The sequence below is a fragment of the Pseudomonas sp. UBA2684 genome, assembly GCA_002354655.1.
Classification (GTDB): Bacteria; Pseudomonadota; Gammaproteobacteria; order Pseudomonadales; family Pseudomonadaceae; genus Aquipseudomonas.
The window spans coordinates 15,213-27,076 of sequence record DELY01000029.1 but is presented as its reverse complement, the minus strand read 5'-3'; the positions used below and the strand labels follow the sequence as shown (position 1 = coordinate 27,076).

Here is an 11,864-nt window from a genome sequence, read left to right as displayed (position 1 = left end):
TTAGCCGCGTGGCGCAGTGCTGGCGGGGCTGTTTTCCACAGCGACCCGGCGGCTGTTCTGGCGTTCGATGGCCTGGCGTTGCTCGGCCAGCAGCGCTTGGGTCTTTTCATCGGCCATGGGCACGCTTTGCGGATCCACCGTGGAGCCGGGGAAGGCGCGCTGCAGGCCGTTGACCACGATCCTCTCGCCCTTGGCCAGGCCGCTACGCACGATGCGCAGGCCTTCCAGCTTTGGCCCCAGCTCGATGGCGCGGTACTGCACGGCGTTGTCCTTGTCGAGCACCAGGACGTACTTCTTGCCCAGATCGGTGCCGACCGCTTCGTCCTTGATCAACGCCGCGGCGTATTGGCCGCTGCCGACCAGCTTGAGGCGGGCGTAGAGGCCAGGGGTGAAGCGCCCGTCACGGTTGTCGAACACCGCGCGGCCACGGATGGTGCCGGTCTGCGGGTTGACCTGGTTGTCGAGAAAATCCAGCTGGCCCAGGTGCGGGTGACCGTCTTCGCTGGACAGACCCAGGTACACCGGGCTGGCATCGCGGGTCTGGCCGCCGGCCTGGCGCGCCAGCTCGACGTATTTGAGGAACACCCGCTCATCGGCATCGAAATAGGCGTAGACCTTGTCGGTGCTGACCAGGGTGGTCAGCAGGCTCTGCCCGGCATTGACCAGATTGCCTTCGGTGATTTCCGCCCGGCTGACGCGCCCATCGATCGGCGCGCTGACCCGGGTAAAACTCAGGTTGAGGCGGGCGTTATCCAGTTCCGCCTGGATGCCGGCAACCGCCGCCTTGGCTTCTGCTGCGGCGCTGGCGCGGGCATCGGCCAGTTCGGCGGAGATGGCGTTGCTCTGGCGCAGACGCTCACCGCGATTGGCTTCGCTTTGCGCGCGAGCTTGGCCGGCGCGGGCTTGTTGCAGCTGGGCTTCAAGGCGTTTGACCTCGGCCTGGAACGGCCGTGGATCGATCTGGAACAGCAGGTCGCCTTTGTTCACCAGGCTGCCTTCGACGAAGCTCACCTGGTCGATGAAGCCGGAAACACGCGGGCGGATCTCCACCGACTCGGGTGCTTCCAGGCGGCCGGTGAATTCATCCCATTCGTTGATCGGTTGTTCGATTACTTCAGCCACGCTGACCTTGGCGGCCGGCATCTGTTGCGTGGCTTCTGGCGCCTTGCCGCAGGCACTGAGCAGCAAGAGGGCCGCCAGGGCCAAAGGGAACTGCCAGGTGTTTTTGTTGGACTGTTGCATGGTTGCTTCCGCCAGCCGGTTTTGTGGATCGGCGGAGTTTGCTGCGGGTCTGTGTGGCGCACGAATCGAATGCCATGAAGATGACTATCATCAGCAATGATGGCAGCGCGAGTTATATCGATAATGCGCTATAGCGGTGCTGGATGCACCGAGTTAGAGCACTTGCGCGCGGCCATCGGCAAGGCTTGGCGACGCAGCGATGGGGTTGGGTAGCGCCGATTTTGGGTGAAGCCCAGGGCCGCTACGCCAGGCTGTCCGGGTCGCCACAGAACATCTGAATGCGTGAACGCAGCCAGCGCTCAGCCGGGTCGTTGTCCTGGGCGCCGCGCCAGGCCATGGACATCTCAAAGCTATTAGTTTCGAAGGGCAGCTCTTCGGCGCGCAACCCGCCCGCGGCAGTCAGAACCGCCGCGGTATAGTCGGGTACCACCGAGAGCAGATCGGTGCCGGCCAACAGCGCGCCCAAACCATTGAATTGCGGAACCGCCAGCACCACTTTGCGCGTGCGGTTGATCTTGGCCAACTCGTCGTCGACGAAGCCGTTGAGGTCGCCGGCAAACGACACCAACGCATGTGGGCGGGCGCAATAGTCATCCAGGCTCAAGGCGCCCGGTACCGAGTCGGCGCGTAACAGTTTGGCTTTGCTGCGGCGCAAGGTTTTGCGCTTGGCATTGGCCGGCAGCTCTTCGGTGTAGCTGACGCCCACCGAGATTTCGCCGGAGGCCAGCAGGTTGGGCATCAATAAGTAGTTGGCACGCCGCACCACCAGCACCACGCCGGGCGCTTCGGCGCGCAAGCGGCGCAGCAAGGCGGGGAGCAGGGCGAATTCGACGTCGTCGGACAGGCCGACGCGAAATATCGCATTACTGGTGGCGGGGTCGAAGTCGGCGGCGCGGCTGACCGCGGTGGAAATCGAATCGAGTGCCGGCGAGAGCAGGGCGAAAATCTCTTGCGCGCGGGCGGTCGGCTCCATGCTGCGGCCCGTACGCACGAACAGTGGGTCGTCGAACAGGCTGCGTAACCGGGCGAGGGCGGCGCTGATCGCTGGCTGACCGAGAAACAGTTTTTCTGCCGCGCGCGTCACGCTGCGCTCATGCATCAAGGTCTCGAATACGATCAACAGGTTCAGGTCGAGGCGGCGCAGGTCGTTACGGTTCATCCGATTACCATTCGAGTTGAGCGGGCCTTGACGCGGTGCACTTGTCATCACCGTCGTGCGATGAGAGCCTTGGCTGGCCAATAGTACGAGCAGTCAGGTCGATAAGGAAAGACGCGCGCTGCACGCTGTGTTGCGCAGCAACGCGGCTCGCGGCGAAACCTCAGCAGCTGCGCCAGCCTTGAATCACTGCCAGGCATAACAACTATCAATAGTGGCCGGTGGTGTTGATGTCCATCAGCGGATAGAGTCCACAGTCAATGAAGTGTTAATCCGTGATCAGAGCCTGAGGTTAACGATGTCCCGCATGATCCGCTTCCATAAATTCGGCGACGCTGACGTGCTCCAGTGCGAAGAGTTGCCAACCCCCATTCCCGGCCCCGGCGAAGTGCTGGTGCGCGTTCAGGCAGTCGGCCTGGGCTGGAAAGATGTGTTGTGGCGCCAGAACCTGGCCGCCGAACAGGCGCAACTGCCCGCAGGCGTGGGCTTCGAACTGTCCGGCAGCATCGAGGCCGTGGGCGAGGGCGTTGACGACCTTGAACTCGGTACGCCGGTCGCCAGCTTCCCGGCCAGCACGCCCAATCGCTACCCGACCTGGGGCGATCTGGTGCTGATGCCGCGTTATGCACTGACCCGCTACCCGGATGTGCTGTCGCCGCTGGAAGCCAGCGTGCACTACACCGCCTTGCTGTTTGCCTACTTTGCTTTGGTCGATCTGGCCAAGCTGAAACCCGGTCAGCATGTGCTGATCACCGAGGCCAGCCATTGTCTGGCGCCGCAGACCGTACAGATGGCCAAGGCACTAGGGGCCAAGGTCATCGCGTCCACCAGCGAGGCGGCGAACCGTGAGTTTCTGCGTGGCTTGGGGGCCGACAAGATCGTGGTCACCGAAGAGCAGGACCTGGTCCTGGAAATCGAGCGCTACACCGAGGGCAAAGGCGTCGAGATCATTCTCGATCAATGCGCCGGCCCGCAGATGAAATTGCTCGGCGATGTTGCCGCGCCGCGCGGCAAACTGATTTTGTACGGCGTCAACGGCGGCAACGATACGGCCTTTCCAGCCTGCGCCGCGTTCAAGAAACACCTGCAGTTTTTCCGCCACTGCGTGCTGGATTTCACCGGGCACTCGGAGTTGGGCATCGAGCAGAATCAGGAGGCGGTGCAGCGTGCCTTGCAGCACATCAATCAGCTGACGGCTGATCGCTTGTTGCAGCCGACCATCGACAAGGTGTTCGCCTTCGACGACTTCGTCGCGTCACATCGCTATATGGAAACCTGTCCGAGCCGTGGTCGGGTGGTGCTCGAACTGCCCTGAAGCACTCACGCCGGCTAGACGAATACAGGAGCGCGGATGGCTTGCCCACAAGTGTGCAGTGGCGCGACGCTGCAATGCAGCTTCGGCGTTGCGCCGACTGTATTGAATGTCCTGCCAATCAACCGAACCCTGACCAGTGGTATGCCGGCGGCGAACATCATGGATCATATTCCGTTGGTCAATATTGCCACCTTCGGCATGTGTCAGAGCCCGGCCAACCCCATGGTGGCGGCAGCAACGGCGGCGGCATTGGGTGTGCTAACGCCGATGCCATGCATACCCGTGACCGCTGCGCCGTGGATTCCCGGAGGGGCGCCGACGATGTTATTGGGCAACATGCCGTCGCTGGATGCCAACAGCATGCTGATGTGCAGCTGGGGCGGGGTGATCAAGATTCTCGTGCCCGGCCAAGTGCAAATGCTGATTCCCTGAGCCGATCAGGCATCGTGCGGGTCTGACCCTCGCAACCACCACCAGCGAATTCTCGACATCGGTTTGCCTTGCGCATCCAAGGGCCTGCCATCGTTGGCGAACATCCGGCTGGGCTCGAGCATTTGCCCCTGTAAGTAGTGCGTGCTCAGCGCCACTTTGCCGTTGGGGTGAAAGCGCCGATACGGCCCCTCGCGTACACCGTCGCGATAGTGTTCCAGTTCAGCTTGGGTGCCGTCCGCAAAGTAGCTGCTGGCCTCGCCATGCAGGAGGCCATGGCGGTATGTAGCCTTGCGTTGCAGCCAGCCTTCGGCGGCGTAGAAGCTGGCCACGCCATGGGCTTTGTCCTGGTGGTAGGGCATGTGCGCGGCAACCTTGCCGTTGGGGTGATACAGCACCATGGGGCCCTGCAAGAGGCCTTGGCTGTAACTCAAACTGGCTTGGGGTCGGCCCGAATCTTCGATGCGCAGCGGGCCATCCAGCTGGCCGTCCTGTAGACGGCCGGAGAGCTGGGTGTCTCGGCGAGTCAGTTCGATTTTGCCTGTATGCGCCACTGCAACTCCCTCAGTTAACCTTCACCAGGCCGCCCTTGAGGGTCAGCATGCCGCCACCATCGACGGTTTGCTCGGCGCTAGCCTTGTTGGTCAAGCTGATGCCCGCATCGTTGGTGAGGGTGGTGCCGGCTTTATTGTCCAGCGAGGTGCCGGCCTGGTTGGTCAGCGATGTGCCGGCTTTCTGGGTAATCGAGGTGCCGGCCTGGGCCGTCATCGAGGCGGCGCTTTTACTGGTGAAGTCGCCGTCGCTTTGTAACGTCAGGGTGCCACTGACCTTGATGGTCAGGTTACCGTCCACGGTCAGGCTGTAGTTGCCACTGACCTTGTGCGTGTAATTGCCGCCCGTGCTGTGGGTCTGGTCACTGCCGACCGTCACTGTGCGGGTATCTTTGACGTCCAGGCTGTCGCTACCGGTTTGGATGGTGACGCTGCGTTTGCCCTGTTCCAGGGTGATGCTTTCGTCGCCGTCCTTTACCGTGCGGGTGCGGGCGTTCTGCACGGTGAGGGTTTCATCGTGGCCAACGGTGGCTGTGGTGTCGTTGAGCACATTGATATTCAGGTCTTTCTGCGCCTGTAGGAACACTTCCTCGCTGTCCTTCTTGTCCTCGAAACGCAACTCGTTAAAGCCGACACCGCCTTTCGATGAGTTGGTCTTGATCCCCGACTGCGTCTGGTTGGCGGGTAGCGCATAGGGCAGGGCGTTATCGCCGTTGTACACGCACCCGCTGACCAGTGGGCGATCCGGGTCGCCGTCGATAAAAGTGACGATCACTTCCTGGCCGATGCGTGGGACGAACTGCATGCCAAAGCCTTTGCCGCTCCAGGGCAATACCACGCGCACCCAGCAGGAGCTGGTTTCGTCGTTCTGGCCGTCTCGGTCCCAGGGGAACTGGATTTTGATCCGACCGTATTCGTCGGTCCAGATTTCCTCGCCTGCCTTGCCGACGACGATGGCCGTTTGTGTGTGCATGCGCGGTTTGGGGGTAATCCGTGGCGGCCGGTAGCGGGTGCTCTTGGGGATCGCCACGAAGCGGTTGCGATACTGTGCGTGGCTGGCCTCGTGGGTCACCGTGGTGATGACCCAATCGATATTCAGCGCTGCGTCATCGTGGCCGCTCAAGGTGAACCAATGCCCCGGCACCAACCAACGGCAATCGCTTTCGCCGACGAAACGCTTCTCTTGGGTGCGTAACGCGTCCACCCGTAATTTGCCCAGCGCATCGCCGCGGGCCTTGGCGCTATAACCGCCGGGGTGTTCGTACACCGACAACGGCCCGGCCACTGCTTCGGCTTGACCATAGAGCGACGTGCTCGGCGTAGTGAACGCGTAATCGGTGGCGCGATAAACCCCGGACACCGCCTGCACGCATAACTGCCCGGCGCGGATGCCATGCAACTCGCGAACGCCAATCTCCTGGCCTAAATAGGCGATGGTTGTGACGTTGGGGCAGGCTGGAAACGCATCGTTACTGTCCGCCAGCACCAGGGTATGTTGGCCGTCGGCGTGGGTGAAAAACCAGAAGATCCCTTCCTCCTCCAGCAAACGCGAGACGAAAGCAAAATCCGTCTCGGTGTACTGCACGCAGTATTCGCGCGGGGTGTAGCTGCCGGTGAGCTTGAGTTGGTAATCGCTGAAACCGTGTGTGTCGAAAATACTGGTGACGATGTCGCTGGTGCTCTTGTTCTGGAACACCCGGTTGTTGCTGGCCAGGGTCAGCCACCAGAGCCAGGGGCGGAGGATCAGTTGGTAGCGCTCGACGCTGGCGTCTCCCGGCAGTTGACCAATCTGCGCACAGAGCGCATCGAGCGGGCGCTGCTGGTCGTCGTTGTGCAGGGTTGCGGTCAGGTGCGAGGCCACCGCATCGCTCATGCTCAGTGCCGTGGCGCTATAGCCATGCAGCGTCAGGCTGCCGAGGACATTCAAGGCTTCCTCGCCGGCGAAGTTTTCCGGGTAGAGGTCGCTCAGTGCCGAGGCGCTGAGCGAGAGACTGGTGGTGGTGTCGGTGGGGCGGGGCATATGACCCTCTAGTGCTGATGCAGGACAAGAACTGCGATGTGTTCGTCGGCTTGCTTGGCGTGCTCCTTACCAATGCATTCGGGCGCACAGCGTGTCGTGGATGCTAGTTGTTGCGGCGGCTCTATCTTGATCGACGTTAAAAGCGGTGTGATGGGGCGAGTACGCCATGATGTGATCCAGATGGTTGGACACACCAAGGAAGTCGTCAAGGGGCGTGTAGTTGTAATAATTTTTGGCCAGTGCAGCGGATGTTGCATTCATGTCGCCGGCAATGATGATGAACTGCGGTATGAAGCCAAGGAAGTTCTGAGGGTTGTTCAATATCTGACTATTTTCGAAGGCAATATAGGCATCAATCAAGCCGCCGCCCTTCATGGCGCCGACAATAATATTAAGCATTGAGGCGCCAAGCGGCGCGTGCCATGTGAACAGTAATATGGAGGCGCCCCCGACCGTGATAACGGTGTAGGCGGGGGTTCTGGCCGGCGGGGTCCAGCAGCCTGGCGTAATAACATTCCGCGCCGCTGAAAGCGTGAATTCTGGATCGGCAGCATAATCCCATAATTGAATGGGGTTATTGACCGTCACGACGGCATTGCGTGTGGCGCAAATATAGCCCTTGCCGCCACCCCCCAAATTTTCCTGAATATGATGAACGGTATAGCCAGCCAGGCCATTCAAATAGGCACTTATGGCGCCGCCAGGGGCCTGCTGTGCTTCTTGGATAAGAAATACATCAACATCCGGTTGCAGTGGGTATGCCGCAGCAATTGCCTGGCATTCGTTGTCCAGCTCTAGGGCTTTTGCCGCGTCTTCACCTGTGCTGTTCCAGGTCAATATTCTTAAATCTGGCATGGTTGTCGAGGCCGGTAAGGGTTGTAGTCGAAATTGGGTGGTGTTTTCTACGCCCGTCAGATTGGTTGAAAATCTATGTGTCCACTTCCCTGGTTTTCTATGTGCGGATTAACTAATTAATTTAACAATGTGCCCGAAACTTTATGCTTCCCGCAGGTTTGAGCGCTGTGTGCCGGCAAAACGCACGATGAGCTGCTATTTCTTAAGATAGATTTTATTGTTTTGAAACAGAAAATTGTAATTCATCCTTAATAGGGTGGCGATTTCCAGCGCTGTCCACGTCGGTCTGTTTTCCCCGCCCTGGTTGTACCAGAGTAACGATCCAGCTCCATGGGTTTCGCAGAGAGAAAGAAATACGTCGGATTGGATGTTTGGTGTTTGCTGGAGCGTGACTAGTATATCGTTCGGAATATTATGGTAAGGGTTGCTGCTTTCAACGAGAAGTTCAAATATTGTTTTTCCCGTTATGCCCCCTTCGACCCATGAAACATTCAGGCCCCATGACCAGTTGGCGGCGTCAAGAATCTGGGTTATTGGTGCCTTCATTGAAACGAATTGTCTGCTGCCTAGAATCAGCCCTTTGGGGCTGGCATCGAATGCTTTTTTATTTACGGTAGTGGCGTCGCGCTCGATAATGTCAGGGTCTGTCATCTGTGATAATTTTTTATTCAGAATAGCCTCCTCCTCCATTAACGACACTAGGGTATCTATGCACAGTTGGATTTCTGTATGGAGATGAAAGCTATCATTGGGGTTGTACTTGAATGTTGATTCCTTGAATTTTTCTTTAAACTGCTCCGCGTACGATTTTTCTTTGGTTTTTATCAGTATGCGAATATCGCTGATGGATTTTCTTTTCTGGGTGAGCAGATTGTAAGCCAGCTCGTACGCCAGGCGCTCATTGCTTAGTATTGTTTGTGCAATAAGCCCGGTATGTTCAGTCCATTTTTTTTGCTCGCCGCAGTTCGTGCACATTGAATATTCTGGTAGCACTTTGCTGCCAGGGTGAATGGGTATGGTATTCAGGTGGTAAGCTGGAAATTTAGCCTCGCGAATGTATTGGCATTTGCTGCATTGAACCCACGGCATACGGCGATCCTTCAGACTTACTGCGTTGAATTGTCTACGTACTAATGTCGCTAGCTGATGTTCATTCCAGTACCCACTCCGCCAACTTTCCCGTTACTTGCGTCATCAATACATTCTCGATATCCCGCGCCCCGGCAAAGCTGCACTTGGCCAGTACGGCCTTGACGATCCCTGCATCGAACTCGAATTGTTTGCCGGTTGCCGTTTTGTATCGTTCACGCAGTTTCTCCAGCTTGGCCAGGACGATGCTTTCCAGGGTTGCTGCGTCCAATGGGTGGTAGGGCACCACGGTCATGCGGGCGAGGAAGGCGGGGCGGAAGGCGTGTAGCAGGACGTTGTGCAGGTTGGCATTGAAGGTGTCGCTGCCCAGTTGGGCGCTCGGGGTGTCGAGGATCAGTTCGGCGCCGACGTTGCTGGTAGCGAGCATCACGGTGTTCTTGAAGTCCACCACCAGGCCGGTGCCATCTTCCATCACGCCCTTGTCGAACACGTTGTAGAAGGCCTCCAGTACATCCGGGTGGGCCTTTTCGATCTCGTCGAGCAGCACCACGCTATAAGGCTTGCGCCGCACGGCTTCAGTGAGCACGCCGCCGCTGCCGAAACCGACGTAGCCGGGTGGCGCGCCTTTAAGTTGGCTGACGGTGTGGGCTTCCTGGTATTCGGAGAGGTTGATGCTGATCAGGTTGCGTTCGCCGCCATACAGCGCGTCGGCAAGGGCATAGGCGGTCTCGGTCTTGCCAACGCCTGTTGGTCCGAGCAGGAGGAAGACGCCAACCGGCTTCTGCGGATCGGTTAGCCCGGCGCGGTAGGCTTGGAGGCGTTGGGCTATCGTATTGAGCGCAATATTCTGCCCCATCACGCGTTGCCCCATGCGCTGCCCAAGGGTGCGAATGGCATGGGCTTCGTCGGCGAGCATCTTGCCGACTGGGATACCGGTCCAGCCGGCGATAACCGCGGCTACCGTTTTCGAGTCGACTTGTTCCGGCACCAGTGGGTCGTCTTGGCGGATCGCCTCCAGGCCGCTTTCCAGGCGCGCCAGTTCGGCTGCCAGGTGATCGATACGGCCATCGAGTTCTTCATCGGGCTTGGCCGGATCGACGCTTTCGCTGAGCGCGAGCAACTCATGCCGTGTCTCCAGCAATTCACTCACGGCCTTGCGCTCATCGGCCCAGCGACTGTCCAACTCACGAATCGCAATAGCATTGGCGATCGATTCGTCTTCCAGCGCGGTAATCCGTTCGCTGTGTTCCAGGCCAGTGGCCTGTTCACGGCGCAAGCGCTCCAGCTCTTCCTGCAAGGCGTGTTGGCGATGGCGCAGGCTTTCCAGCGGTGGCGGCACATCGTGCTGGGCGAGGGCGACGCGAGCACAGGCGGTGTCCAGCACGCTGATGGCTTTATCCGGCAGTTGCCGGCCGGAAATGTAGCGGTGGGACAGTTTCACCGCGTCGTGAATGGCGGCATCCAGCACCTGCACGCCATGATGCTGCTCCAGCTTGGCGGCCACGCCTCGCAGCATGTCCACGGCAGTGGCTTGGTCCGGTTCTTCGACTTGTACCAGCTGGAAGCGCCGAGCCAGGGCCGGGTCTTTTTCGAAGTACTTCTTGTATTCCAGCCAGGTGGTGGCGGCGATGGTGCGCAGTTCGCCACGCGCCAGGGCCGGTTTAAGCAGGTTGGCGGCGTCGCTCTGGCCTTCGGCGGCCCCCGCGCCAATCATGGTGTGGGCCTCGTCGATGAATAGGATGATCGGTTTCTCGGCGCTGCGTACCGCATCGATCACGCCCTTCAAGCGTTGCTCGAACTCGCCTTTTACCCCGGCGCCGGCCTGCAACAGACCGAGGTCGAGGACGCGGACGCTGACCTCTTTCAGCGGCGGCGGCACGTCGCCGGCGGCGATGCGTAAAGCCAGGCCTTCGACCACGGCGGTTTTACCGACCCCCGGCGCGCCGACCAGGATCGGATTGTTCTGCCGACGGCGCAGGAGAATATCGATGGTCTGGCGAATTTCAGCATCGCGCCCGACGATAGGATCGATTCGCCCGTTGTACGCGTCGGCGGTCAGGTCCTGGGTGTACTGATCGAGAATTGGTGGAGCGGGGGACTCTTTACCGGCTTTCCCGGGCTGTGCCCGGACTGCTCCGGCAGGGCGCTCACGGGATGCCTGGGTCCACTCGTCGAGGTTGTTGCGTAAGGCTTCTCGCGGGATACGTAGCAGTGACGAGGCGCTGTTCAACAGCAAGCTGCGCCGCTCTTCGCGATCAAGCAGGGCCAGTAATAACAGCCCGGAGCGGATCGTTTCCTGCCCCAGGACACTGGCGTGCACCACTGCATCTTCGAGCAAGCCAACAGCCTGGGTTGAGAGTGCCGGCGTGCGGGTACAACCGGACTTGAACAATTCCAATGCTTTATTGATCTCGGCGCTGAGCGCATCGCGCTCCAGGGCAAAACGTGGAAGCAGACAGGCAAGATCGCCACCCTCGATCTCCAGTAACTCCAGCAATAGGTGTTCGATTTCTACGTAGTGGTGGGTGCGCTGCATACAGCGTTGAGCTGCCCGCTCCATGGCACGTCGGCAATCGGTGTTGAGGCGTCCGATGAGATTACCCAGTTCCATAATCAGGCCATCTCCGGCTGGCGCAGCCGAGTATCAATGCGCTGCACACGATTCGAGAGCTGCCGGTGCAGTGTGCCGCCCCAGCCGAGCTTCGTTGCAACCTTGTGTTTGAGCGTGATGGGGCCTGAACCGTTGACCAGCAGGCTCAGCGCGCAGTCCATATCCGGGCCGAAGTAGAACGCTGCAAGACTGGCGAGCTGCGGGTGGGCTTCACCATCGGGCAAGAAGCGTTCGGCTTGTCGGGGGTCAAGAGGGCCGAGGGTCAGCCGAATGCCAGCATGCTCATCCCATACCCGCGTTCCAGCGATCGCGTTGCGGCCCAGTTTCAGGTTGCGGCCAGCGCGTCCCAGGCAACTGCGACTGGCAGGCGGGATGCTGCGCCAAGCCCCTTCATAGGCTGAAATCTGCATCGGCAGGCCAAAGTGCTGGCGAACGATGGCGGCAAAGCCGGCCAGGGAGCGGCGTCCGCCCGAGAACAGGGCCGTACGGGCAAGAATGGCAGCATCCGGCAGCGTCTGGCGCTCCTGCAGCGCTTTCGGTAACAATCCGGTAAGCGCCCGCAGCTGGGCTTGAACCGGACTAACGGCGGGAACCGC

At 59.9% G+C, this 11,864-nt stretch carries 10 protein-coding genes; 2 read left to right on the top strand and 8 right to left on the bottom strand.

Translation table 11 applies throughout. The features are described 5' to 3' along the window. Both mexE and B3M58_RS09840 read right to left on the bottom strand, forming a co-directional pair. Positions 1 to 1,242, bottom strand: a complete 1,242-nt coding sequence (gene mexE, locus B3M58_RS09845; RefSeq protein WP_296218698.1) for a multidrug efflux RND transporter periplasmic adaptor subunit MexE — start codon at positions 1,240 to 1,242, stop codon at positions 1 to 3. Positions 1,243 to 1,483: 241 nt separating this feature from the next. Next, positions 1,484 to 2,401: a LysR family transcriptional regulator gene (locus tag B3M58_RS09840; protein WP_296218695.1), complete on the bottom strand. Its 918-nt coding sequence runs from the start codon at positions 2,399 to 2,401 to the stop codon at positions 1,484 to 1,486. 295 nt (positions 2,402 to 2,696) lie between these two features. Here B3M58_RS09840 and B3M58_RS09835 point away from each other — a divergent pair, with 295 nt between their 5' ends. Together B3M58_RS09835 and B3M58_RS09830 are read left to right on the top strand one after the other, a co-directional pair. Next, on the top strand, positions 2,697 to 3,713 hold the full coding sequence (locus tag B3M58_RS09835) for a zinc-dependent alcohol dehydrogenase family protein (RefSeq protein WP_296218693.1): 1,017 nt from the start codon (positions 2,697 to 2,699) through the stop codon (positions 3,711 to 3,713). Positions 3,714 to 3,749: 36 nt separating this feature from the next. After that, positions 3,750 to 4,145: a DUF4280 domain-containing protein gene (locus B3M58_RS09830; RefSeq protein WP_296218691.1), complete on the top strand. Its 396-nt coding sequence runs from the start codon at positions 3,750 to 3,752 to the stop codon at positions 4,143 to 4,145. 5 nt (positions 4,146 to 4,150) lie between these two features. Here the strand turns inward: B3M58_RS09830 and B3M58_RS09825 are convergent, their stop codons facing one another. The 6 genes from B3M58_RS09825 to B3M58_RS09800 all read right to left on the bottom strand — a co-directional run. After that, the gene (locus B3M58_RS09825) at positions 4,151 to 4,696 is read right to left on the bottom strand and encodes a toxin-antitoxin system YwqK family antitoxin (protein ID WP_296218689.1); all 546 of its coding nucleotides are present in this window, start codon (positions 4,694 to 4,696) and stop codon (positions 4,151 to 4,153) included. A 10-nt stretch (positions 4,697 to 4,706) separates the two neighbouring features. Then, positions 4,707 to 6,713 (bottom strand): type VI secretion system tip protein VgrG, encoded by a 2,007-nt coding sequence (tssI, locus tag B3M58_RS09820; protein WP_296218688.1) that lies wholly within the window; start codon positions 6,711 to 6,713, stop codon positions 4,707 to 4,709. 66 nt (positions 6,714 to 6,779) lie between these two features. After that, the gene (locus tag B3M58_RS09815) at positions 6,780 to 7,568 is read right to left on the bottom strand and encodes an endonuclease/exonuclease/phosphatase family protein (protein ID WP_296218687.1); all 789 of its coding nucleotides are present in this window, start codon (positions 7,566 to 7,568) and stop codon (positions 6,780 to 6,782) included. Positions 7,569 to 7,763: 195 nt separating this feature from the next. Continuing rightward, a complete protein-coding gene (locus B3M58_RS09810) occupies positions 7,764 to 8,657 on the bottom strand; it encodes a hypothetical protein (protein WP_296218686.1) in 894 nt (297 codons plus the stop codon). A 61-nt stretch (positions 8,658 to 8,718) separates the two neighbouring features. Then, a complete protein-coding gene (tssH, locus tag B3M58_RS09805; RefSeq protein ID WP_296218685.1) occupies positions 8,719 to 11,268 on the bottom strand; it encodes a type VI secretion system ATPase TssH in 2,550 nt (849 codons plus the stop codon). A gap of 2 nt (positions 11,269 to 11,270) precedes the next feature. Continuing rightward, a partial coding sequence (locus tag B3M58_RS09800; RefSeq protein WP_296218684.1) for a type VI secretion system baseplate subunit TssG occupies positions 11,271 to 11,864 on the bottom strand: 594 nt, incomplete at its 5' end.

What these genes read in the sequence shown, in the direction of transcription:
- mexE (WP_296218698.1), bottom strand. Translation starts at nt 1,242, where the DNA reads ATGCAACAGTCCAACAAAAACACCTGGCAGTTCCCTTTGGCCCTGGCG.
- B3M58_RS09840 (WP_296218695.1), bottom strand. Translation starts at nt 2,401, where the DNA reads ATGAACCGTAACGACCTGCGCCGCCTCGACCTGAACCTGTTGATCGTA.
- B3M58_RS09835 (WP_296218693.1), top strand. Translation starts at nt 2,697, where the DNA reads ATGTCCCGCATGATCCGCTTCCATAAATTCGGCGACGCTGACGTGCTC.
- B3M58_RS09830 (WP_296218691.1), top strand. Translation starts at nt 3,750, where the DNA reads ATGGCTTGCCCACAAGTGTGCAGTGGCGCGACGCTGCAATGCAGCTTC.
- tssI (WP_296218688.1), bottom strand. Translation starts at nt 6,713, where the DNA reads ATGCCCCGCCCCACCGACACCACCACCAGTCTCTCGCTCAGCGCCTCG.
- B3M58_RS09815 (WP_296218687.1), bottom strand. Translation starts at nt 7,568, where the DNA reads ATGCCAGATTTAAGAATATTGACCTGGAACAGCACAGGTGAAGACGCG.
- B3M58_RS09810 (WP_296218686.1), bottom strand. Translation starts at nt 8,657, where the DNA reads ATGCCGTGGGTTCAATGCAGCAAATGCCAATACATTCGCGAGGCTAAA.
- tssH (WP_296218685.1), bottom strand. Translation starts at nt 11,268, where the DNA reads ATGGAACTGGGTAATCTCATCGGACGCCTCAACACCGATTGCCGACGT.